At 45.0% G+C, this 24,316-nt stretch carries 20 protein-coding genes and 2 pseudogenes; 17 read left to right on the top strand and 5 right to left on the bottom strand.

Going from position 1 to position 24,316, the window contains the following annotated elements; all coding sequences use genetic code 11:
• The first annotated feature begins 3 nt into the window (after positions 1-3).
• The 11 genes and pseudogenes from fliS to EOPP23_RS21795 all read left to right on the top strand — a co-directional run.
• A complete protein-coding gene (fliS, locus tag EOPP23_RS12990; RefSeq protein WP_153766415.1) occupies positions 4-435 on the top strand; it encodes a flagellar export chaperone FliS in 432 nt (143 codons plus the stop codon).
• Entirely contained in the window at positions 422-748 is a 327-nt protein-coding gene (locus EOPP23_RS12985) for a hypothetical protein (protein ID WP_153766414.1), read from the top strand. The genes fliS and EOPP23_RS12985 overlap by 14 nt, the downstream gene beginning before the upstream one ends.
• Complete coding sequence (locus tag EOPP23_RS12980; protein WP_153766413.1) at positions 745-1,929, top strand: flagellar hook-length control protein FliK; 1,185 nt, start codon at positions 745-747, stop codon at positions 1,927-1,929. The genes EOPP23_RS12985 and EOPP23_RS12980 overlap by 4 nt, the downstream gene beginning before the upstream one ends.
• Before the next feature lie 14 nt (positions 1,930-1,943).
• Positions 1,944-2,381 (top strand): flagellar basal body-associated protein FliL, encoded by a 438-nt coding sequence (gene fliL, locus EOPP23_RS12975; protein WP_153766412.1) that lies wholly within the window; start codon positions 1,944-1,946, stop codon positions 2,379-2,381.
• 18 nt (positions 2,382-2,399) lie between these two features.
• Complete coding sequence (gene fliA / locus EOPP23_RS12970; protein WP_153766411.1) at positions 2,400-3,152, top strand: RNA polymerase sigma factor FliA; 753 nt, start codon at positions 2,400-2,402, stop codon at positions 3,150-3,152.
• Positions 3,153-3,155: 3 nt separating this feature from the next.
• The gene (gene motA / locus EOPP23_RS12965) at positions 3,156-4,019 is read left to right on the top strand and encodes a flagellar motor stator protein MotA (RefSeq protein ID WP_153766410.1); all 864 of its coding nucleotides are present in this window, start codon (positions 3,156-3,158) and stop codon (positions 4,017-4,019) included.
• On the top strand, positions 4,016-4,876 hold the full coding sequence (locus EOPP23_RS12960) for a flagellar motor protein MotB (RefSeq protein ID WP_153766409.1): 861 nt from the start codon (positions 4,016-4,018) through the stop codon (positions 4,874-4,876). Before motA ends, EOPP23_RS12960 begins: the two co-directional genes overlap by 4 nt.
• A 165-nt stretch (positions 4,877-5,041) precedes the next feature.
• The gene (locus tag EOPP23_RS12955; RefSeq protein WP_153766408.1) at positions 5,042-5,812 is read left to right on the top strand and encodes an outer membrane protein; all 771 of its coding nucleotides are present in this window, start codon (positions 5,042-5,044) and stop codon (positions 5,810-5,812) included.
• Positions 5,813-5,821: 9 nt separating this feature from the next.
• Positions 5,822-9,784 carry an endonuclease gene (locus tag EOPP23_RS21530; protein WP_228550711.1) on the top strand — a complete coding sequence of 1,321 codons (3,963 nt, stop codon included), beginning with the start codon at positions 5,822-5,824 and terminating at the stop codon, positions 9,782-9,784.
• A gap of 684 nt (positions 9,785-10,468) precedes the next feature.
• Positions 10,469-13,303: an endonuclease gene (locus tag EOPP23_RS12945; RefSeq protein ID WP_153766407.1), complete on the top strand. Its 2,835-nt coding sequence runs from the start codon at positions 10,469-10,471 to the stop codon at positions 13,301-13,303.
• A gap of 204 nt (positions 13,304-13,507) precedes the next feature.
• Positions 13,508-13,642 (top strand): annotated as a pseudogene (locus tag EOPP23_RS21795) (endonuclease); the annotation flags it as partial.
• A 75-nt stretch (positions 13,643-13,717) separates the two neighbouring features.
• On the opposite strand, the gene EOPP23_RS12935 reads toward EOPP23_RS21795, so the two are convergent.
• Entirely contained in the window at positions 13,718-15,334 is a 1,617-nt protein-coding gene (locus EOPP23_RS12935; protein ID WP_153766406.1) for a GMC family oxidoreductase, read from the bottom strand.
• A 242-nt stretch (positions 15,335-15,576) separates the two neighbouring features.
• Here EOPP23_RS12935 and EOPP23_RS12930 point away from each other — a divergent pair, with 242 nt between their 5' ends.
• A complete protein-coding gene (locus EOPP23_RS12930; protein ID WP_153766405.1) occupies positions 15,577-16,704 on the top strand; it encodes a Rieske 2Fe-2S domain-containing protein in 1,128 nt (375 codons plus the stop codon).
• A gap of 89 nt (positions 16,705-16,793) precedes the next feature.
• Here the strand turns inward: EOPP23_RS12930 and EOPP23_RS12925 are convergent, their stop codons facing one another.
• The gene (locus EOPP23_RS12925) at positions 16,794-17,672 is read right to left on the bottom strand and encodes a LysR family transcriptional regulator (RefSeq protein WP_228550710.1); all 879 of its coding nucleotides are present in this window, start codon (positions 17,670-17,672) and stop codon (positions 16,794-16,796) included.
• A 218-nt stretch (positions 17,673-17,890) separates the two neighbouring features.
• On the opposite strand from EOPP23_RS12925, the gene EOPP23_RS12920 reads away from it, so the two are divergent.
• Positions 17,891-19,009: an S-(hydroxymethyl)glutathione dehydrogenase/class III alcohol dehydrogenase gene (locus EOPP23_RS12920; protein WP_370514770.1), complete on the top strand. Its 1,119-nt coding sequence runs from the start codon at positions 17,891-17,893 to the stop codon at positions 19,007-19,009.
• A gap of 59 nt (positions 19,010-19,068) precedes the next feature.
• Positions 19,069-19,929: an S-formylglutathione hydrolase gene (gene fghA, locus EOPP23_RS12915; RefSeq protein WP_153766403.1), complete on the top strand. Its 861-nt coding sequence runs from the start codon at positions 19,069-19,071 to the stop codon at positions 19,927-19,929.
• On the opposite strand, the gene EOPP23_RS12910 is transcribed toward fghA, so the two are convergent.
• Positions 19,874-21,394, bottom strand: a complete 1,521-nt coding sequence (locus EOPP23_RS12910; RefSeq protein ID WP_194842597.1) for a hypothetical protein — start codon at positions 21,392-21,394, stop codon at positions 19,874-19,876. The two genes, fghA and EOPP23_RS12910, sit on opposite strands and share 56 nt — an antisense overlap.
• Positions 21,395-21,498: 104 nt before the next feature.
• Here EOPP23_RS12910 and EOPP23_RS12905 point away from each other — a divergent pair, with 104 nt between their 5' ends.
• The 3 genes and pseudogenes from EOPP23_RS12905 (at position 21,499) to EOPP23_RS21790 (ending at position 22,371) form a co-directional block, all read left to right on the top strand.
• Positions 21,499-21,864 (top strand): hypothetical protein, encoded by a 366-nt coding sequence (locus EOPP23_RS12905; RefSeq protein ID WP_153766401.1) that lies wholly within the window; start codon positions 21,499-21,501, stop codon positions 21,862-21,864.
• A pseudogene (locus tag EOPP23_RS12900) lies at positions 21,806-22,252 on the top strand (AraC family transcriptional regulator); the annotation flags it as partial. The gene EOPP23_RS12905 and the pseudogene EOPP23_RS12900, both read left to right, overlap by 59 nt.
• A 71-nt stretch (positions 22,253-22,323) precedes the next feature.
• Positions 22,324-22,371, top strand: coding sequence for a hypothetical protein (locus tag EOPP23_RS21790; RefSeq protein WP_370514769.1), 48 nt, complete (start codon positions 22,324-22,326; stop codon positions 22,369-22,371).
• 4 nt (positions 22,372-22,375) lie between these two features.
• On the opposite strand, the gene EOPP23_RS12895 is transcribed toward EOPP23_RS21790, so the two are convergent.
• Together EOPP23_RS12895 and EOPP23_RS12890 are read right to left on the bottom strand one after the other, a co-directional pair.
• Positions 22,376-22,969, bottom strand: a complete 594-nt coding sequence (locus EOPP23_RS12895; protein WP_153766400.1) for a hypothetical protein — start codon at positions 22,967-22,969, stop codon at positions 22,376-22,378.
• 164 nt (positions 22,970-23,133) lie between these two features.
• Positions 23,134-24,264 carry a helix-turn-helix transcriptional regulator gene (locus EOPP23_RS12890; RefSeq protein WP_153766399.1) on the bottom strand — a complete coding sequence of 377 codons (1,131 nt, stop codon included), beginning with the start codon at positions 24,262-24,264 and terminating at the stop codon, positions 23,134-23,136.
• Positions 24,265-24,316 lie beyond the last annotated feature (52 nt).

Raw genomic sequence — 24,316 nt, 5'->3', positions numbered from 1 at the left:
GTTATGAATATGAACAGAGGCCTGAACGCCTACCAGAGCAACCAGACCCGCACCCGTGCGGAAGTCGCAGACCCTTATCAGATGGTCAAGATTCTGTTTGAAAATCTGATGGATAACCTGGCCAGAGCCAAAGGTGCCATTGAGCTGAAGAACCATGCCCTGAAAGGGGAAACCATTGGTCGCAGCATGGATATTATCAATGCCCTGCGAGCCGGTCTGGACCATTCGGTGAATGAAGAGATGACCCGTAACCTGGATGATCTCTATCAGTTCTGCAATAACAATCTGACTCAGGCGTCGATGAAAAATGATCTTGAAGCGTTGAATGACGCTGTAACGATCATTCAGCAGTTGAAGTCCACCTGGGACCAGTTGGGTAGCCCTGAGCGAGAAAAAGCCCCAGAGCCAGAAAAGACCCCTGATGCCGCTGCCTGATTTAAGAGAGTTACTGACAGACTTTCGTCTGGATCTGACAGAGGCAGCAGAAGACAACGACTGGTCGGTCATGGTTGAGATAGACCATGATGTCAGACAGTTGTTGTCTGGTATGCCAGCAGAACGAAAACAACAGTTACAGCCAGAAATAGCGGCATTAAAGCAGTGCTATCAGCAAATCCTGGCCATAGCGGAACAAAGACGTAAAACCCTGCAGCAGAAAATGAACGATAACCGCCAGCAACAAACGGCGCTGAAAGGTTATCAGTCCTCGATGGCGGCAGGTAATCGAGAAGTAAGGGCCAGTAGATGAACCCAGTAGCCACTCCTGTTTTGGAGCCGGTACACAACCAGCCATCGGGTGTTGTTCAAAATCCTCTGGCAGCCATTCTTGGTCAGTCTGCAGCGATGACAGAGCAGCAACAGGGTGTCAGCTTTGAACGACTGATTGACCAGTATCTTCAGAGAGCTGAAGAACAGGGACTCAGTGATGAACAGCTGGATGTTATTCGTTCCTCCATGGAGGAAATGGACGACAGTGAAATCCACGGTTTTCTGGCCATGCTGCAGAACCAGGCCGAGTGGCAGCCAGACAGTGTTCAGCAAGTAATACCTGCCGGACAGGTGGCAGTGGCAAAGGCCAGTGAACTGGGTACGGCTTCAGGCAGTGTTCAGAACCTGTCGTTGATGAGTGTTATGAATAAAGCACTGACAGACTATATGCCGGTAACCACAGGTAAGGAAAATCAGCAAGAAACAACGGGCCTGGACGGTAAGCGCGATATACCAGCCGAACTGGCTGGAAAACTGATGGATATGCCGCCCGGACAGCAGGTCCGAATGGCTGAAAGCCAGCAGCGACATCAGGATTTTATCGCCCTGAAAATGGCTGATCCGGCGCTGCACAAAGCACTGGATTTGCAAAGCACAAGCCACACCCGTGTAGAAGGTATTGCGCTTTCTGATACGTCACCGGAATCACAACCGATGCCGGTGAGAGTAGCCGCTGAAACCGTGAGAACCCAGGCGATTAATGATGTTCGTCTGCCTCATATTCAAACCACTGTCGTTCGTCAGGACGTAAGCGCTGATCGTAACTGGAGTGATGCTATTGGCCAGCGCCTGGTTACGATGCTCAGTGAAGGTAAGCAGGAAGCGAGGATTCGCCTTGATCCGCCAGAACTCGGAACCATGGGCGTTCGACTGGTAGTTCAGAACAATGGCGTCAGTGTTCAGTTCAATTCCGATATTCCCCAAGTACGTGAACTGCTGGAGAGTCAGGCTGATCGTCTGCGAATGGCGATGGACCAGCAGGGCATGAATCTGGTGGATGTGAATGTCGGGCGGGATCAGTCAGGCCAGCAAGGCCAGCGGGATTCTGACCATCATTCAGGTTTAGCCTTCCGGCCCGAAGAAGACAGTTTTGACAGCGCAGAGCTGATTGAACTGCCCGTTGCTTTAAAAGACAACAGCCTTATTAATACTTTTGCTTAAGGAATTAGCGAATCATGTCGTTTTCATTATTCAAACGGAGTCAGAATATTCTGGCCCTGGCGATATTACTGGTGATTGGGCTGGTATTCGGCTTGAAGGTAGATCAGGCAAAGGCCAGTGAAGAGGACTTGCTGACCTCTTACTACTTGCAGCTTGACCCTTTGATCCTGAATGTAAAAAGTCCCCGTCGACGTGGTGCCTACTTAAAAGTAACACCGGTATTGGTCAGTACGGATGAAAGCTTTCACTCAAAACTTGAGAATAATATTCCGCTGGTGCGCAATACATTTCTTGAGCTGTACAGCAATAAAAACGTTGACCAGCTACTGGCAGAGCATGCCATGGAAGAAATGCGGCAACTGAGTCTGACCACCTTACGCGATCTGCTAAAGAAGCAGGACGGTATTGAAAGTCTCAGCGATGTTTTGTTTATGGAATTTGTTGTTCAGTAAGCACTGGGGTGAAAGATCATGACAGCTGTTGCCTTGACCTATTCATCCCATGGCCGGATGAAGTATGTAGAACAGGAAGCCCCCAGATCCAATAAGCAGCGTGATCAGCTGGTTATGGAGCACGCCGCTATGGTTAAGCGGGTTGCGGTGCATCTTGCTGACCGACTTGATGGTGCGGTGGAAACTGATGATCTGATTCAGACCGGTCTGATCGGGTTGCTGGAGGCTGCAGAGCGTTATGAGCCTGTAGAGGGTGTACCTTTTGAAGCTTATGCCCTGAGTCGTGTACGTGGAGCCATGATGGACAGTCTGCGTCGTAATGACTGGTGTCCCAGAAATATTCGTAAGCAGGGGCGTATGCTGCGCGAGAGCCGAAGGGAACTCCAGCAATTACTGGGCAGAGAACCTCATGACCGTGAGGTGGCCGAGCAAGTGGATATGTCGATTGACGACTATCAGCATGTCATATCTGCTCTGGATAGGGTTGGTGTGATCAGCCTTGATCTACTTCGGGAAAAAGGTGACAGCTGTCTGCCACTGGAAGGTGATATATCCAGCCAGCCAGTGATGAAGCAGCGTCTTCAAAAAGCATTTTCCACAGCACTGAAACAGTTGCCGGAACGTGAGCAAATCATCATGGCACTGTACTACGACGAAGAAATGAACCAGAAAGAAATCGCCCGGGTGCTGGATCTGACTGAAGCAAGAATTTCCCAGTTGCGCAGTAAAGCAGTAAAAACACTGCGTGGCATGTTATCGGAGTGGACCTGAATTATGATGCTTAAACTGGGTGGGCTGGCATTGCTGGTTGCCAGTGTTCTGGGAGGATTTATTCTGGCTGGTGGCAATCCAAGAGTGCTTTGGCAACCGCCGGAGTACGTTGTGATTATCGGTGGTGCAGCCGCTGCCTTTCTGATCTCAAACTCCTGGCATAATGTAAAAATGACGGGAAAGGCCATTGCTGGAATTTTCAAAAATTCTCATCTTGATCAGGATTATTATCAGAAGCTTCTGACCCTGCTGTTCCAATTGTTTGAACTTCGTCGCCGATCTGGTGCAGCAGCGATGGAAAACCATATTGAAGAACCAGAGAACAGTGAACTCTTTGAGCAGTCAGGCATCATTAATAACCCGAGATTAACCAGTTTTATCTGCGACAATCTCCGTCTGGTTGCTATGGGTAAGGTTCAGCCTCACGAACTGGATGGTCTGCTGGAGAGTGAAATCAATACCATGGAAGACGACCTTTCCCGTCCGGCGCACAGTTTTCAGACGCTGGCTGAAGGTTTGCCAGGGTTTGGTATTGTGGCTGCCGTATTGGGCATTGTAATTACTATGGGTGTAATGGGAGGGCCGGTTGAGATGATTGGTGTTTCTATTGCCAAGGCCCTGGTAGGAACTTTGCTGGGTATATTACTTTGTTATGGTCTTGCAGCACCAATAGCACAGGCTATAGAGCACAATGTAAAAGAGCAGGTCATACTGTTTGAAGTGGTTCGTACGGCTATTGTTGCTCAAGTCAGTGGTCGCCCATCTGCTATCGCGGTCGATGCAGGTCGTCGCCTGCTTTATGCGGAAGTAAGACCAAGCTTTGATCAGATGGAAGAGTGGCTCATGGAAAGCAAGTCTGCATCATGAATAAGAATGATCAGATCATCATCATCAAGCGCGGTAAAAAGAAAAAGCATCGAGCTCACAGCAGTGCCTGGAAGATTGCCTTTGCAGACTTTACGCTGTCGATGATGGCCGTTTTTCTGGTGCTCTGGGTGGTTAGTATGAGTACTTCTGATGAACAGGAGGAAATTGCCAAGTATTTCAATGATCCAGGAGGTTACTATGACTCCAAGGGCTATGAAAGTGTTATTGATTTTGGTGGCGGTATAAACGACAACAGTATGGTGCCCGATATGGGTAATATTGTTGCTACACCAGAATGGTCTCTTTATCTGGATATGGAAGATGCTGGTTTTTCAGCCATTCTTGATGAGTTCAAGAGTAATATCTCCATGAAGAAAATAAGTGTCGGGGTGCAGATCAATATTTCTGAAAACTACGGTAACAGTATGTTCAGTAGTGGTGGCAGACATCTTGATCCTTACTATGAAGATCTCTTGTTGGCTTTGGCTCCTTATCTGGAGAAGACCAGAAGACCCATTGCTATCTCCGGTCATTCAGACAGCACACCTTTTTCCAGCGGCTATGGCAAAGATAACTGGGAACTTTCCAGTCAGCGGGCTAATGAAGCGAGAAAAACACTGGTTTATGGTGGCCTGACAGGCGAAAGAATTGTTCGGTTAAGTGCCAAGGCTGACACACAATTACTGTACCCTGACCAACCTCTGGACCCTAAAAACCGACGCATTGAAATTGTTGTTATTGGTGAAGCCGGTAATGATTATGAATATGATGATGAGCATATTGAACCGACCAATAGTATGGAGACAATTGGTGCTAACCAGGCTCTGCGACGTGCACTTAGCAACCAATTAAAATAATTTTATTTCTTTCTTTACATCCCTCAAAAACGACTATTATCAGTCCCCAGCAAACATAAAATAAATTCCGTTGTATATGTTGCAGATATAAATCGAACATAAATGTACAACGGGATTTTTATGTAAATACCTTCATTTATTCATTTTTCAGGGTGGTAATGAACCATGCTCATGGGTTCTTGTCGTCTATATTCCTGCTCTCGTGTATTGCTGTTATCCACAATTGCCATGCACTCACTTTCAGCCAGTGCTGATACAAGTACGCTGGATAACTATCAACCCTATCTCCGACTTATAGGAGGCTACTCATCTTTTCAGTCCGGCTCTGATCAGAAGTTGCAATATCAGGGAGTGACCAGTGTGGTGATCAGGGATTTATATAAGGATGATGACAGCAAAAATTCATCGTTCTATTACGGTGCTGCCGCCGGGCTTGCTTTTTGTCTGGGAAATAACCTGGGTCTTGAATTAGGCGTTTTGTTCAGTGGCCAGACGGATCATGAGTACAGTGGCTATTTGTTTCAATCCACCCAGAGTGACCTGAAACACTTTCAGTATGATTATAAAGTCAGCAGTCAGCAGCTGATGATGGAAGGAAGCCTGTTTTATTCAATGACAGAGCGGTGGTCTGGTTTTGCCTCGCTTGCAGCAGGTGTCTCAAGGAATCAGTTTGAAAACTATAGCCTTAAACGGTTAGACCCCAACGAGCGTTCTCAAAAACCGGTATTTGGTGACAATACTGTTACCGATTTTGCCTGGCAGGCAGGGTTGGGCGTTAGCATGGCATTAACGTCTAATTTAAGCCTCTCGGCTGGTTATTACTATCTGGATGCGGGAAAGGCCAAAGCCAAACGTGATGAGTATTACGTTGATAAATATGAAACTGATCAATTGATTTCTCATAACCTGCTTTTCAATGCGAGTTATTTCTTTTAAGGAGTAAGGATGAAGTTTCGCATGATCAGCAGGTTATGCTTATTGGTTACTGCAATGGCTGGTTCTAATTCTTTGCAGGCAACTACATTTGCTATTGAATATTTGGGCGACATGCTTTATTCACCTGCACCGGGTGATCAGGTTCGTTTTTTTGTGAAAAACAGATTAAACGATGCTGTGAGAGATGTGGAAATAACGGTTAAAGGTGGGGTAAGAACACATAGAGGCTGCCCCTCATTGCTTGGTCCGCTCGCTGTCTGTGAGGAAGTTATTGATACTGACCCAAATGCTGATTATGTGATGCTGATAGTGTCGGCCATTGATGGGAAATTGAAATCTGCCAGTCCGTCTGTGCCTTTAAAAGCTTACCCAAATAAATATCAAACTATTAGAGATACTTTAAGCACTTTGGGGTCACCTCAGTCAGGGAAAGTATTGACCCCGAGGACGGTGACTGTTTCCCCTACTCAATCATTGCTGGTCACTAAATCGGACGAGGCGGAAATTCCATCGATAAGTGTATCTGCTACCAGTACTATTCCAGAAAATCTGAGTGGAACTTATATGTTGCATACGGTGGAGCCGTCCTTAAGCAGCAAGATAATAACCGAGTCAGAAAACATTACTCCAAGCTCTTCCTATATAGAGGCAGAGACTGAACATGAAAGCCTGAAACCAACTGAAAGCATTCCATTAGGTCGTTTTGAGAGTAATGAACTTTTGAAAGATGATTCCGTTAAAAAAACTTCAACAAAAGATGGTCAGGTAAACTTGAATGAGGTTGAGCATGCTACAGGGAGAGAGCAACCGGCATTAGTCCATATCTTGGTCCCACCCGGCAAGGATCTTGATGCCCATGTTAGAATTACGACATCGGGTAGTCAGATTGTGGGCACAAATTCTTCCCCTACTTTCAAACATCAAAAAGATAATGTAGAAGAAAAGCCAGACGTAGTAGCAGGTGAGATGCCAGCCTCGCCAGTAATACAAGCGAAGGACGAGAGCATTATTACACCTGTAACAATAACAAAGAGTGCGAGTACTACAACGATAACAGAGACATGCCCAAGCCCTGCGGCAGAAACAGAGACAACCCACAGAACTGCCACAAAATCAGAGATAGAACTGAGCACTGCACCGAAGATAGAAGTAAGCCTGAGCACTACGTCAGAAACAGTGATAAGCCTGAGTACCACGCCAGAAACAGTGATGAGCCCGAGTGCTACGCCAGAAATAGTGACAAGTCTGAGCACTGCGTCAGAAACAGTAATAAGCTCGAGTGCTACACCGGAAATAGAGGCAACCCTCAGTACTACCACGAAACCAGAGATAGAACTGAGCGCTGCACCGAAGATAGAAGCAAGCTTGAGCTCTACGTCAGAAACAGCAATAAGCCCGAGTGCTACACCGGAAAAAGAAACAAGTCTGAGCTCTACGTCAGAAACAGTAATAAGCCCGAGTGCTACACCGGAAATAGAGGCACCCCCCAGTACTACCACGAAACCAGAGATAGAACTGAGCGCTGCACCGAAGATAGAGGCAAGCTTGAGTTCTACGTCAGAAACAGCAATAAGCCCGAGTGCTACACCGGAAGAAGAAACAAGTCTGAGCACTGCGTCAGAAACAGTAATAAGCCCGAGTGCTACACCGGAAATAGAGGCAACCCTCAGCACTACCACGAAACCAGAGATAGAACTGAGCGCTGCACCGAAGATAGAAGCAAGCTTGAGTTCTACGTCAGAAACAGCAATAAGCCCGAGTGCTACACCGGAAAAAGAAACAAGTCTGAGCTCTACGTCAGAAACAGTAATAAGCCCGAGTGCTACATCGGAAATAGAGGCACCCCCCAGTACTGCCACGAAACCAGAGATAGAACTGAGCACTGCACCGAAGATAGAAGCAAGCCTGAGCTCTACGTCAGAAACAGTAATAAGCCCGAGTGCTACATCGGAAATAGAGGTAAGTCTGAGTACAGCGACAGAAATGAAAAAAGTACTTGGAACTTCGTCTGTAACAGAGGGAATAAAGGGTATTTTCCCCTCACCTCTGAGTTCATACGAGATATCTCCATCAGATTTAGATGGCGTGCCCGCTCAAAGCTCTTCATATTTAGTTGTGATGTCGGAAGAAACTGCTTTTCCTAGTACAGAGTCATCATCATTGCCCAATGAAAGTGTGGCTATCCAAGACCTGCTTCCAAGCAGATCACAGCAAAAGGAGACGACGGAGCAGTGGTCAATGTCGGAGTTATCAGATTTGAGCGACACATTCTCTTTAAAAGCGTCGGCTAATGATCTGGAAGCATTTAAAAAACAAATTATGAAAAATGAAGGGGTTGAAATACAAACTACATCGAGAAAATTCGTCTTTTCCACTGATGATGTACCTCATACAAGCTCGTTGTTTTCAGGCATAAAAGAGCCAGCCAAGCGTAACGTTACAGATATTGGCAGGAGTGTTTTTAATGATACTTCCTCTCAAGTTTACGGGGAGAGAGCAAAGACAGGCAGCAAAGTTGAAGATGATATTTATGTAACAGTGGATACTGGTTCGTATAAGGGTGATGAATCACCAACGGTGATTATTAATACGGGCGTATACGATGGTAGTAGCGATTTTGAAAAAAACACAGAAGAAACCATAGAGGATGACATAGAAGAAGCTACAGGAGAGGACAAAGAAGTCGCAAGTGAAAAAGACAGGGCCGAATTCGAAGAAGCGGTAGACCCATACTATGCATCTACTGTTAACCTGGAAGGAATGGAACTAAAAACTGCACTTCATGCAATCATTAAAGGACACCATGCCAGAAGTTACAGTGATCTCGACGGTTTCTTTGCGACGTATGATATCGATAAATATTATGAGAATGATGGCTCTATTCTAGATATCTATTCAGAGAAACCTCGAGGAAAAGATCAATACAAATTTACGCCCTATACTGACCGGTGCCGTGATGACAATATTTCTCAGCGAATGGGAGCTTGCTATAAACCTGATTATATAATCCCGGTCAATAGGATGAAAGATGAGTCTGATGCTCTGACCGACATTCACCATATTCTCCCGGTTGATGCCTACAGTGAAGCGTCAAGGTATGGAACCCCCTTTGGCAGAGTCATATCTTCCTCTGCTCCTGTTGGTTGCGAGCCTGTTGAAATACTCTCGTCAAACGGTTTGCAAAAGCAGCATTCATTCTATCTGTATGGTGATGGAGGAATAGTTGCTGAACCTATTGATGAATTTAAAGGCGATATTGCCAGAATGTATTTCTATATGGCAGTGCGGTATCAGGATAAGGTATCTGACTGGAAGGCGGCCTCAGAAGCAGATATACCCAAAGCTATCTCATGTGGCGATGTGTATGGTTTGTTGAGTGATGAATGCAGATCTGCGTGTAGAACATTAAACAGTAAATGCATCGATGATTGCCTGATTATAGAGCAGGGGAAAGAATATATTTGTGACGGCAGCCATAGCCATATCCCTGAACTACCAGTTGATAAGCCAATAGATGTTACGTCTTTTCTGTTTAATGATTCGCTATCAGGTTGTTTTTATAACGAGTGGGCTATATCGCTTTTTAAAGAGTGGCATAAAAAAGACCCAGTTGATCAAAAAGAAATAGATCGAAACGAAGCTGCTTTTCTTTTTCAGGGTAATCGAAATCCGTTTGTGGATCACCCTGAAATGGTAGAAAAAATATGGAGTTATGCGTCGTGTCCGATATTACCCTGGAGAATTCCGAATAACTATGCAGACAGAAGTAAGGTTATTCATCTATATACTAAGGGTCATCCTATAAAGAAAAGACCTGATATAAGCTACCTAAACGCATGGAACGACTTTAAAACTCTGACTTATACAGTTGGATCAGCGGTCGTTGCGACGCTTTTCGTTTATAGTATTGTGAAAAATAGATCTCAAATCTTAGAAGAATACAGGTCTTTTAATTTTCATTCATTGTTTTGAATACCTGTTTTTATTAAAACAAGGTCAATTAGTAGATGTGTAGTAAGGTGATTCCAGTCATTTGATAGAATAGCTATGAAAATTAACTGATTCGTCAATAGGTATAGGCTTGCTACTTTCTGAATTAGACAAGTAGCAAGCAAGGTATTTATGCTGACAATTTCACAGCTGGCAGAGCAGTGTCAGATTACCAGAATTACGATTCTTTATTATGAGCGGGGGGATTACTGAAACTTGGGAGTCGTTTTAGCAATGGTTATCGCTATTACGGTGAAAGTGAAGTTTCACGACTGAGAATCATAATGGGGTGTTGATCTTTTAGTATAGAAGTTTCTGGAATCCTTGAGTATTGAAAAAGATGAAATTGAAGCGATAAGAGAGTGATCACGTAAAGAATAAATATAACGTTAGATTCTAGATAAAGAATGCACTCAATGCAGCAAGCGGTTAGCACATAACTAATCTGAAAATTTGCTTTAAACAGTTAATACAATATTGATATAGCAATATACGAAAAAAAGCTTATTTATTTCTCTGCACTTCTAAAAAGCGACTACTCTCTTCTTTGTTCTTTTGTTAATTAAATATTTTTATATATAAAATGCTGTGAGTTATAGAAAAACTATATCAGAAAGTTCTTGATTATTCGCTCTATAGGGTCAGTTTTATATAAGAGGTTAGTGCATGCTGAGTTTAAAAAAAGAGGCTGTTAATTCACTTTATGTGCTGCTTTTTCTTTCAGCATTTCTTGAGGCTTCAAGTTTTTCCATAGTGACTGACCCAGCTGTCTATCAGAAGGGGGTAGAATCTGGATATAAATTGAAATTCACAGTAAGAAATAATTTGTCGCAAACAGTTAATGGAGTTGTGGTTGAAGCTGTTGGTGGTTCTGTTTTAGGAAACTACTGCCCGAATTCTATGGCTTCGGACGAAATCTGCGATGTTTGGGTTCAGGTAGGAAGTTCTTCAGAAATCCTGACTGTTCGCGCTGCTGCTCCGGATATGATGCTGGTGTCAGAGAGTGACAGTATAAAAATAAAACCAAGACCAATACTTGAAACAATTATTCAGTTAATGAAAACGACATTGTTGGAGAGAACGACAAGCATCACCGAGACAGTGACCCCCTCTCCAGTGGAAATAATAGTGGATAGAACGCTTCCACCTTTAATCAGCACATCTTATAACGACGTTACGCCTCCGCCAGTGGAAATATTCGTGGAAAGAACACTGGCTGCTGCAACCAAGACATCCTATAAAGATGTAACGCCTTCACCAGTGAAAAAAATAGTCGATAGAACGCTTTCACCTTCAATCAGCACATCTTATAACGTCGTTACGCCTTCACCATTGGAAACAATAGTGGATAGAACGCTTCCACCTTCAATCAGCACATCTTATAACGACATTACGCCCTCACCATTGGAAACAGTAGCGGATAGAACGCTTCCACCTTCAATCAGCACATCTTATAACGACGTTACGCCTTCACCATTGGAAACAATAGTGGATAGAACGCTTCCACCTTCAATCAGGACATCTTATAACGACGTTACGCCTTCACCAGTAGAAACAATAGTGGATAGAACGCTTCCACCTTCAATCAGCACATCTTATAACGACGTTACGCCTTCACCAGTGGAAACAGTAGTGGATAGAACGCTTCCACCTTCAATCAACATAATTTACAAAGATGTTATGCTTCCACCAGTGGAAACAATAGTGGATAGAACGCTTCCACCTTCAATCAACATACTTTACAAAGACGTTATGCCTCCACCAGTGGAAACAACAGTGGAAAGAACACTGGCTGCTGCAACCAAGACATCTTATAAGGACGTTACGCCCTCACCATTGGAAACAATAGTGGATAGAACGCTTTCACCTTCAATCAGCACATCTTATAACGACGTTATGCCTCCACCAGTGGAAACAATAGTGGAAAGAACACTGGCTGCTGCAACCAAGACATCTTATAAAGACGTTACGCCTTCACCAGTGGAAAAAATAGTCGATAGAACGCTTTCATCTTCAACCAGCGCATCTGATAACGACGTTACGCCTTCACCGGTGGATAGAACGCTTTCATCTTCAACCAGCGCATCTGATAACGACGTTACGCCTTCACCGGTGGATAGAACGCTTTCATCTTCAATCAGCACATCTGATAAAGACGTTACGCCTCCACCAGTGGAAGTGGAAACAACAGTGGATAGAGCGCTTTCACCTTCAATCAGCATGTCTGATAAAGACGTTACGCCTCCACCAGTGGAAGTGGAAACAACAGTGGATAGAGCGCTTTCACATTCAACCAGCATATCTGATAACGACGTTACACCTTCACCAGTGGATAGAACGCTTCCATCTTCAATTAGCGCATCTGATAAAGACGTTACGCTTTCTTCTGTGATAACAGTGACTGAAACTGATGAGTCTTATAAAGATGAAAAGGAAGTAGGGGTTCAGAACTATGCGTTAACTTATTACCAGGATGAACTGAATAAGCTGTCCGGTCTTGAGTTGAAAAATGTCTTACACGAGCTTATAAAAGATCAGCATGTTCGAGAGAAAGATGATTTGTACACATTTTTTGAGATGCATGATCTGGATATTTATTATGATAAGGATGGCAGTATACTTGATGTGTATTCTGAGAATCCTGATTCTGAGGATTATGTGATTTTCACGCCTATTACTGATCGGTGCACTGAAAGTAAAGAAGATGCCCCGGGATATACCGTTGGCACCTGCTATAAGCCAGAGCATATAGTAGCATTAGAGCATTATGACGATCAGTCCCCCATGGCAACGGATATACATCATATTTTCCCTGTTGATGGTTATAGCAAGGATATGAGAGGCTATTTTCCTTATGGTAAACAGTGGGATTGCCGTGGAATGGAATGTCAAAAAAGACCGATCTATCGATCTACTAATGGGGGTAACATAAACTTCTCTGACACTTTCAATGGTGATGGTGAACGCATATTCGACCCAGTTGCTGATTTTAGGGGAGATATTGCCAGAGCTGTTTTTTATATGGCCGTTCGTTACTCTAAAGAACTGCAAATAGCTCGGGAAAAGGAAAGGAATATTTTCAGAGTATTTGATAACACCAATTGGTGTGGTCTGAGTAGCTGGGTTATTGCACTATATAAAAGGTGGCATGTAGAAGACCCGGTCAGCCAAAAAGAAATAGATCGTAATGAAGCAGCTTACCTTTTTCAAGGTAATAGAAATCCGTTTATTGATCATCCGGAGTATGTTGAGAAACTTTGGAATGAGAACTGCCCAGTACTACCATGGCAGAAAAACGGGCTGTCGTATGATGATAAATATGAAATAAAGAACCGCTATGATTATGAGACCTTGCTTGGAAATTGCCAAGGAAATAAAAATAGTCTCTATTCTTATTGTACTATGAAATATATAGGTTTTCCTGTTATTACAGTAGGCGCATTTTATTGGTTTATGAGAGATAAATTTAAAAATCAAATAAGCTCTTGGAGAGGTTTTTAGGTTTATGGTGATACGCGATGGAAGAATAGATTGATTTTTCGCTCAGAGCTTTCTGATTTCTATTCTTATATATTGGTGAGAAATGGTACGAAGTAAATATTTTGTTGTATAGATTTTTATTGAATGCATATAAATTGATTGCGGCATATAAATATGGGACGAATCATTAATGTTTGACGGTTCTTCTGATCGAGTTTCAAACCCTGGGCTCTTGCCACTTATATAAAATGGAATATAGATGACCCGGCCAGTCAGCGTGAGCTGGACAGGAATAAAGCGGCTTACCTTTACCAGAGCAATAGAACCCGTTTATTGACCGGCTATATGGGAGGCTGCTAACTGAGTCTCTTACTAACTGGAAAAAGAGTAAGAACAGCTTTTCAGGTTGAACTGTTCTTACTCATTACCTAAATGTCAGCTGGCTGCCCGTTCGAGAATCCAGTGTGCTCCCCGCTCGGCAATCATAATGGTTGCCGCATTGGTATTAGCCGATGGAATCAATGGCATAACCGAGGCATCCACCACTCTTAAATGATTCAAACCATGAACCGTCAACCTTTGGTCGACAACGGCTGTTGTATCATTCCCCATCTTGCAGGTTCCTACCGGATGGTAAGCCGTCTTACCTTCAGCCCTGATATAGTCAAGAACCTCATCATCTGACACGGCCTTTTCTCCAGGTAAAAGTTCTTTTCCAAGGAACTGATTCAGTGGCAGCTGTTCATAAATTTTTCTTTGCCAGCGTACACACTCAATGTTTTTTATTCTGTCAGATTCATCCGCAAGATAATTTCCCATAATCGCTGGGCTCTGACCTGGGTCGTTACTGACAATATGACTGTACCCCAGGCTTTTCGGTCTCATAGCATTGGCGACAGAGGTAATGGATGGAAATTTCGAAGGTATAACCTTGCCATCATCGGTTGTCTCACCGCCTATTGGTGCAAAGTGCATTTGAATGTCCGGTCTGGTTTCAGACGCATTGCTTTTGATAAAACCAAGAATAGAAGCAACACCGGTTGCCAGAAAACCTCGTCGCTGGGTCAGGTATTTCAGTGATTCTGCCACAAGGCGATGGGGCTTGAGGTCATCATTCATACTGCCTATGCCTTTTACTTCATGAACGACTTCCATCTGGATATGGTCAACTAGGTTTTCACCTACACCATCAAGATTATGCTTCTGTTTGATGCCTGCATTATCAAGTATCTCTTTACGGCCTATGCCGGAGAGCTCAAGAATCTTGGGGCTGTTATTAACACCAGCAGACAGAATGATTTCTCTGGTTGCCTGAACCGTATAGGTTTTTCTGCGATGAACAAAACTGACGCCGGTAGCGGTTTTTCCCGAAAGTTCAATTTTCTTTACAAGAGCGTTGGTGACCAAGGTGAGGTTGCTGCGCTCTTTTAATATGGGTTTCAGAAAAGCTGCAGAGGTGCTGGCACGTCGGCCGTTATTAATGGAGAACTGGGTGAATGAAATGCCGTGTTGATGGGCACCATTGTAATCATTATTAAAGGGCAGACCTGCCTTGGCAGCAGCCTTTATATAGAGGCTGTTAATTTTGTGACGATCACCAGGATGGGTTTCCGATACGCTGAGTTCGCCACTGCTGCCATGGTATTCATTCTGGCCGAGGTGAAAGGCTTCGCTTTTTTTAAACCATGGCAACACGTCCTTTCCTGACCAGTCGGTATTACCCAGTGCTGCCCAGTCGTTAAAGTCTTCATGTTGCCCACGCACATAAACCATGCCGTTGATGGAACTGCTGCCCCCAAGGACCTTGCCTCTGGGCCAGTTGATGATGCGATTATTAAGATGAGGTTCAGGTTGTGTCTTATAACCCCACCCCAGTTTAGCAATCCCCATGGCCTGGCTGAAACCGATAGGAAGGTGAATGACAGGGTTGCTGTCTTTCCCTCCGGCTTCCAGCAGGAGTACTTTATATTCACCACAGGCAGAGAGGCGGTTTGCTAACACACTACCAGCAGAGCCGGCACCAATGACGATAAAATCGACAGCCTTTAACATAACAGTCCTTCTTATTGTTGTTATTACTGCTACATCTCTTAAATACGCTTTCTGAAATCAGTATTTAATCTGAATAAACTATACCTACGGTGGTAGCCGGTGTTCGTCTGTTTGGACGAAGTTATTGCCTATGCCCTCAAACATACTGCTGTTATTACCATACTAAAATAGCTCCTTAGCTTTTAGTTTGAATGCAGGGGCGTGAAAAAGCTCGTGAAAGGGGCTTTGAAGAAGAGGGTGCCATGAATAATAAAAAGCCTGTCCCACATATCATTAAAAAGAAAGTCTGGCCTGAGCGTTATGCCCGTGGTTGGCATGTATTGGCAAAAGCAGACCAGATCACTTCCGAGCCACAGACCTTTGATTACTTTGGTTCCCGCATTCTGGCTTACCGTGGTGAAGAAGATAATAAAGTTAACGTGATGGATGCCTACTGTCCTCACATGGGCGCAGACCTGAGCAAAGGTTGTGTCAAAGGCAATAACATTGTCTGCCCTTTCCATGCCTGGGAGTGGGGCGGTGACGGTGTTGCCAAGAGTATTCCTTATTCCAAGCGTGTGCCGCCAAAGGCTGTTATCAAATCCTGGCCTACGCTGGAGAAAAATGGTCTGCTGATGGTCTGGAATGATCCGGAAGGTAATGACCCGATTCCTGAACAGGAACCTGCCCGAATTGATGATTACTACTCCGGTGAGTGGACTGACTGGGAAATTAATCAGGTGACGATCAACAGTCACTGTCGTGAGCTGGTGGACAATATGGCCGACATGGCTCACTTTGGTCCGGTTCACTATACCTCTGTGAAATCCTTCAGCAATGTTCAGGAAGGTCATAAGTTCATCCAGTACATGGTCGGTGCGCACGACATTCTTACCGAAGGTGATGTCCCTCTGACGTCTGTAGCCACCTATGAAGGTCCGGCCTACATGACTACAACCATGACCGGCATGATGGAAGATATGCCGATGACTGTGCACCTTCTGGTCAGCCATATTCCTGTCAGCACTAACCAGTTCCATATCAACTTCGGCGTTATGATGAAGAAGATCCCTGGCGTGAGCGAAGAAGAGAACAAGGCGATTGTTGACGCTTATACCCAGATGTCTCTGGAATCCTTTGAACAGGACATCGAAATCTGGGACAACAAGGTGCTGGTAGATAACCCGGTACTGTGTGCTGGTGATGGTCCCTTCTTTATGGTTCGTGAATGGTACTCCCAGTTCTACTCCGATGTTGCAGAACTACCAGAGAGCTTCAAGGAAAGAAAGGATCACACCACCGTTGCTGGTCCTTCTGTAGAAGAAACTCTGAAGAACATGCACGCCGGGGTTTACTCCTCAAAGAAAGCTGAAGAAGCTGAACCTGCCTGAAATGTATTCGGACATATGAATTCATAAGCTATATCCCCGCCTGTGGCGGGATATAGCAATTTAATATTCGAATACGTGTGTCTACACACTTACTTCAAGTTGGTCGCCAGATAGTCCAGCAATAGCTGGACTTTGGTGGACGATGAACGACCTGCAGGGTACAAGCCCCAGATTCCTTCCTTTACTGGCTTGAAATTCGGCAGTACAGAAATCATCTGCCCCGACTCAAGAAGCTCTCCGACGTACATATCCGGCAGTTGAACAATACCTATGCCTTTTAATGCTGCGTCCAGCAATGCTCGGCCACTGTTGCATCGTAAACTGCCCGACACTTCGACAACCTGTTCCCTGCCGTTTTCCTGAAAACGCCAGTGTTCGAGTGTTCCCTGCAAGCAGTTGTGATGCTGAAGTTCGTTCAGGCTGTGTGGCGTTCCATACTGTTTAAGGTAGTCTGGCGAAGCACAGGTATAGGATTGTCTCTGCGACAATTGACGTGCTCTCAGGTCGAGGTTATCCAAATGCCCCAGTCTTATGGCAATGTCCACCCCTTCATCTATCAGGTTCAACTTGCGATTGGTCAGAACAACTTCTATCTGCAGCTGTGGGTGCTGTTTCAGAAAACTGTTGATTAAGGGCACGATACTTTCTTCACCAAAGGCCAAAGGTGCGGTTACTTTCAGTTTGCCTCTCGGTGTACTTTGCAGATCAGTCAGAGAGTTTTCAGCCTGCTCCAGCGCATCAATCAGATGACGGCAATCCTGATAATAAAGGTTGCCTGCCTCGGTAATGCTGATCTTTCGTGTAGTGCGATAGAGCAGTTGGCAGTTCAGGCGTTTTTCTAAGGCATTGATCTGGCGACTGACCTGAGCGACGGAGACCGACAGCCTTCGTGATGCAGCTGTGAAACTGCCACTCTCCACGACGGCGACAAATTCGGTGATGCCATCCCAGTCCGGCAAATAACTCATTATTACTGTCTCGTAAAAGTTATTTTATAAATTGTCTATTATCACATATCTGCAATATTAGTATGATGATTTCATCGTGATCTGAGCTAAGTACTCGAACATACGAACTCATAAGCTGATTGCCGCCACAGGCGAGCAATCAGCCATTTAATATTCGATTACGTATGTCTATTTAGAGATCCACTAATTCGTTTGAGGATATATCCATGACTGCAGAAGTGATCAAATGTCGTGCAGCTGTCGCCTGGGAAGCAGGCAAGCCACTGTCTATGGAAACCGTAGAGGTAATGCCACCGAAAGCTGGCGAAGTGCGGGTTAAAATCCTGGCCACCGGCGTTTGCCATACGGATGCTTTTACATTGTCCGGTGACGATCCGGAAGGTATCTTCCCAGCGATTCTGGGCCATGAAGGTGGTGGTATTGTTGAATCCATCGGTGAAGGTGTCACCAGTGTTGCTGTAGGCGACCATGTTATTCCGCTTTACACACCTGAATGTGGTGAGTGCAAGTTCTGTAAATCCGGTAAAACCAACTTGTGCCAGAAGATTCGTGAAACTCAGGGTAAAGGTCTGATGCCAGACGGAACCACTCGTTTCTCCATCAATGGCCAGCCGATTTATCATTACATGGGTTGCTCAACTTTCTCTGAGTACACAGTGTTGCCGGAAATCTCTCTGGCAAAGGTGAATAAAGACGCACCTCTGGAAGAAGTCTGCCTACTGGGTTGTGGTGTCACAACCGGTATGGGCGCGGTAATGAATACCGCCAAGGTTCAGGAAGGCGATACCGTTGCTATCTTTGGTCTGGGTGGTATTGGCTTGAGTGCTGTTATCGGTGCGACTATGGCCAAAGCCAGTCGTATTATCGCTATCGATATTAATGAAAAGAAATTCGATCTGGCCAGACAGCTGGGCGCGACTGATTGCATTAACCCTCAGAAGTTCGACAAACCTATCCAGGACGTGATTGTTGAAATGACCGATGGCGGTGTGGATTTCTCCTTTGAATGCATTGGTAACGTCAACATCATGCGCTCTGCTCTGGAGTGCTGTCATAAAGGCTGGGGTGAATCTGTGATCATTGGCGTTGCCGGTGCTGGTCAGGAAATCTCTACCCGTCCGTTTCAGCTGGTAACGGGGCGTGTATGGCGTGGTTCCGCTTTCGGTGGTGTTAAAGGTCGCAGTGAACTGCCTGAGTACGTTGAACGTTACCTGAAAGGTGAATTCAAACTGAGTGACTTTATTACTCACACTATGGGGCTGGAAGGTATTAATGATGCATTCCACCTTATGCATGAAGGTGAAAGTATCCGCACCGTAATTCACTTCGATAAATAATAATGACACGCAGAAGGCACACGAAATCGTATGCCTTCTGCCGTTTAGGGAGTTGAACCATGACGATTGAGCTTGTATCCCAGAATCGCTCCTTTGGCGGTTGGCAAAAACAGTACACTCATCGATCCAGTGTGACTGGTTGTAACATGCGCTTTGCAGTCTATCTGCCACCACAGGCAGAGACTGAAAAAGTGCCTGTACTTTACTGGCTGTCAGGTTTGACCTGCACTGATGAAAACTTTATGCAGAAAGCCGCTGCTCAGAAGATAGCTGCTGAGTTGGGCATTGCCATTGTGGCACCGGATACCAGCCCTCGTGGAGAAGGTGTTCCTGATGATGAGGAAGGCGCTTATGATTTTGGTTTGGGTGCAGGCTTCTATCTAAATGCTACTGAACAGCCTTGGGCACAGCATTATCAAATGTACGACTATGTAGTTAAAGAATTGCCACAGCTGATTGAACAGCATTTCCCAGTCACAGATAAAAAAGCCATTTCAGGGCACTCGATGGGCGGACATGGTGCTTTGACCATTGCTTTGAAAAACAGTGATCGTTACAGTTCTGTTTCTGCCTTCAGCCCGATTGTAAATCCGGTGAATTGCCCATGGGGACAGAAAGCCTTCCGTCACTATCTGGGTAATGATCGTGAAAGCTGGAAACAATACGACAGTTGTGAACTGATGTCGGTATTGAAACCTGCCGATAAAAAACTGCCCATGCTGGTGGATCAGGGCACACTGGATAATTTCCTGGTAGAGCAGTTACAGACTCGTTCTCTGGAAGCCTCTGCAAAAGAGGCTGATTATCCTTTAGAGCTGAGATATCAGGAAGGTTACGACCACAGTTATTATTTCATCAGCAGCTTTATTGAGGATCATCTCCGTTTTCATCATCAGCATTTTGAATTTGCTCAGGACTGAGCGGCGTTGGCACAACATAAGGAGGAGGCTCACAGCCTTCTCTTGAGAATACCTCATACTCCATTAATGGCAGCTCGAGGGCTTGCAAAAAGCGGTAGAACCGCTGCTTCAAAAATTGCCTTGAAACAGGTTTCTGTGGGTCGTTGGGTTTGTAGCGAATCTGTCGACTCTGCTGCTGGTCGTTATATTGTACTTGGAACCAGTTCACCAGCATCTGATTGATCAACCTTGCTTCTTGCCCGGTTTGAGCGGTCGGCAGAAAACGAAGTTCCAGTGTGCCTTTTGGGCGGGCAATAATTTCCCCTCTTTCGACAGAGTCATCCATCAGCCTTGATTTTAAATGACCAAACTTCATGTTGGCGGGTTTGTGATCTTTATGGAACAGTTCTGTCCACATTAGAGCAAACCGAGTGTATGAGTAGAAAAGATCGTTTGGCTGTGCTGAATAACCTTGTGATATCAGCTGATTAAACCGCTCAATGGTTTTTCTAAAGTTATCCTGAGTGATTTGATCAGCCTGAGAGATGTAAACAAAACTCTCACCTGTACCTGAATCCTGGGAACAGCCAAACAGCTGGCTGATCCAGGCTTTGTTTTCAATATCTACCAGCATACGAAAAAGCAGCTCAACATTACTGCCCACAGAATTCTTTAAATCCAGATGCTTATGGCCTGATGCGTATTTGAGTCCTGAAATGTCACTGGCTATGTCGGTAATAAACAAAGTTATCAGGTCATAGACTGAATAGTCTTTATTATTTACCTGGAAGCTTTGATTCAAGCGATAAGGGGAGGCGTGAACCTCTAGCAGATCATACTCCAGATTTTCAGTTTTGAGATGCGTAGTCCATGAATCAATGAAAACCCTGCTGGACCAGTTACCTATCTGGATAAAGAGTGTTTCAACGAACATGTCGTTAGGTTGTCTATGATTTGGCGTTTTAGGTTCATCTTCATCTTCGTCATCTTCCGCAGCATCAATCGCTTCAAGCTGCTCAATTTCATCTTGACTGAGAAGGTTGCTGATAACCCCTTTCATTTCTGAGTGGGTGAGGCCTCCATTATCCGAGCGTGCAGGAAAATAAATACCCTTACGAATTTCAAGACTATAGGCATCTTTTGGAATATTCAGGTGTTGGAGTTTTTGTTCAAGCTTCTTTTTCCAGGCTTTGAGAATGGCGTGGGGATACTCATATTGATAAACGCCATCAATCGGTTCAATCCAGTACTCAAACTCTTCTCCAAAAAGAAATTGGTCAGGGTTGAAAGTGGGGCTCAGACTTTTATCAGCAGGCGGGACAAGATTCACTGGAACATGAAGTCGTTCCAGTAGCCTTTCTTTCAAAAAGTCTTCAGAGAGATCAGCTGTGTCTGTATCGGCGAAAGAAGGCTGTAATATGCAGACTAGAGCTATGGCTAACCATACTTTGGTTAAAGCGTCTATCTTATTCTGTTGAGTAATCAATGGCATAATGTCCTGAGAGCTTTTCCTCAGATTTGAGTGACTTTTGTTCCAAAAGTTCCCGTTCAGATATTAAGCAGACTATATTGCAGGGCTTTCTTGATTGTATGAATCTAAAGGTAATAGCCAGATCGTTCTTTCTCTGGATTGAGGAAGGAATAGTCGGGCAGGAAATATTTGAGTTTCCAGAGAGTCTGGTTGTTACTGCTGATGTACACACCCCGAGGCTAATGGATCAATTACTGGATCAGCCCAGAATTAACAATATCCGCCAGCACTGGAGGCCCGTATTTGCTTCAGCGGAAGGACCGGATGAACAACAGTCCTGCCCGTTTATTCAACAAGTACTGAGCTCATTTATCAGCATTGACCCTTTTCTCGATTTTCGTTGTTGCGCCGGTTTCACCGAAGTGTATGAAGGCAGCTGGAATGATTACCGGACCTACCGACCTGGCCAGAGCGGCTGGCTTTGATATCTGGAAACCTTATTGGGTCACCTTTTTACCTGATCCGAGGTTTGTTGATCTGTTGAACTGGCCTGAGATTGGCCCGGGTGTTCACTATCTTTATTGTGACGATGAGTCAGAAGCAGGGCAGCTTGAAAACAGTTTTAAGGAGCTTGCCCGGCTTAGTCGACAGCATGACCAGCATACGGTCAGGCTCAGGTATAACCTGACGGAACAGTTACTCCTTCGTTGCTATCAGCTCTTACCTGAAAGTCAGCGAGTGATTGTAGAATCAAGAGTTCAGAAAGCGATGGATTATATTGATCTGCATCTTACCGATGATGTATCCATCAAAGCCATTGCTGATGAAGCCTGTGTCTCGGAATCGACGCTGTCCAGACTGTTTCGCAATCAGACCGGTTTGACTGTATTGGGCTGGTGGGTTATAGCGACCCGCTTTATTTTTCCCGCAGTTTTCGCAAGCAGATGGGGTGTTCTCCGAGCGATTTTCGAAATCAGTATGTGTGCGCCTGATTATTCACTCGTAGCCTAGCAGTTTCCGTAGTTCTGGAGGCATGGGACGAACGACTCTTGTCTGAGTGTTGCCTGATTCCTGTAACCATTTGTCGAGATTGTTTCTATCTTCTGGCAGATTGAAGCGTTGATCATAGTCAAACGAGTCATTCTCGGAAACTTCTGAAAGAATTACGCCAACCCCCATGACATAGTGAAGTAGACCGCTTTCATTATAGAGTCCTGAGTGTGTAATCAGACCACTGTCAGTGAAAATAGCGATTTTGTCGTCTTTACCTGCATCCAATAGCAGCTCACCTGCACCTGTGCTGGCTGAAAGTTCTTTGTGCAATGTAAAGCCATGGCAGTTGGTTTTTCCTGTTGTAGCAAAATCGGGAGTGATTATTTTAAAAGGCTTACTGTGAACAGGATTATTGAGTCTTGAGAGTTTATTGCTGGCATCAAGATAGTATTTCTCAGGGGCATTCTTCTTGACCTGACGATAACCAAATGATTTTTCCAGTTTGTTATCACTGCTCTGCAGTCTTTCTGGTTCTGTTGATACAGAGTTGTCAGTATGTGGCTGGCTTGACGGCTGTATATTGTTGAATGGATTCATAGAAGCACCTGTAAATGTGTTCTATTACAGAATAGTGACCATGAAACATGGGGAAGTTGTGTAGCTGCTTTTGTCAGCTGGAGGGAGGATGAGAGGGATAGCTGGGTATTTACAACAAAAACAGGGTTTGCCGGGCCTGCATAAGGCAGGCCCGAAGTAGCTGATTAGCCAAGAGTGGCAACACTTTTCAGAATCAGACGAACCAGCATGGTCTGTCTGGTGACGCCGGTCTTGGAGAAGATCGAACGTAGGTGAGCGCGTGCTGTATTACGGCTGATGCATAACTCTTCAGAGGTTTCATCCAGCGTCAGACCGTTTGCCAGCAGCATGGCCAGTTGCGCTTCTGATGGTGTCAGATCAAACAGTGCTTTAACCACCTCCTGAGGCGCTTTTGACTGGCGATCCGGATCGCTGACAAAAATAACCACAGATGGACTGTTCTTGCCTTCGGCCCACTGATTAGTCGGAATTGAACGTACGACAATACCCAGATCACTCTTACCAGACAGTCGTTGAATTCTTAAAGCTTCAACAACGGAAGGCGTATTGTCATTTTGTGAAGCCAGTACCTGCTTAACCATTTCTCTTAAACGGCGGGTGTCTCGAGTTGAACCCACTTGCAGAGAATTACCGGTCAGCTTCAATCCGTCGTTTTCACTCAGTAAGTCCTGAGCAACATGGTTGGTCTGCAGAACCTTGCCTTCTTCATCAAGAATGATGGTTCCGACAGCCAGCTGGTCAACAGCACCCGCGTAAAGATCCCGTTCGGTCTCTGTGCGGTTAATCTGATGGTAAAGCTCAAGAGCATTTTTCAGGTGAGGAATAAACAGATGAATCAGGGTTTTATCCTGCTCACTGAAGGCTTCGCTTTCGTTGCCTCTGCTGATGCGAAGACTGCACTTGGAGCCGTCGCTGGTCATAATGTCCGTGCCGAGAATATGGTGAACATTAATGGGCGCAAGAAACTGCTGAAAATAATCTGACTTTTCCCGCTCTCTGATTGGAATAAATTCATCCAGAGTTACGACATCGCCACTGCTCAGATCCACAAATGGATCCATAGCAAAGAAGTGATTGTTATAGGAAGTCTGCACCTCATCAACCGTGTCTCCGGTACTGAGGATCAGTCCGTCGGAATCGTCTGATGGCGGTCGAACTATAAGGGTTACGTAGCTGGCCTGCATCTGTCCCTGCAGATCATGGATAAAGGTTTTCCAGGGTATCTTTTGCTGAAGCCCGATGTAGAGGGACTCAGTCATACTGCTGAATGTATCGACGCTGATAATCTCGCTCATGGCTCTGTTCTTTTTTTATTTATATGTCATCAGATCCTATGGGTACTGATGC

Origin of the sequence: Endozoicomonas sp. OPT23, assembly GCF_009653635.1 — a bacterium.
Taxonomy (GTDB): domain Bacteria; phylum Pseudomonadota; class Gammaproteobacteria; order Pseudomonadales; family Endozoicomonadaceae; genus Endozoicomonas_A.
The sequence above is the reverse complement of the archived record's forward strand: the minus strand, read 5'-3'. Positions and strand labels throughout refer to the sequence as shown.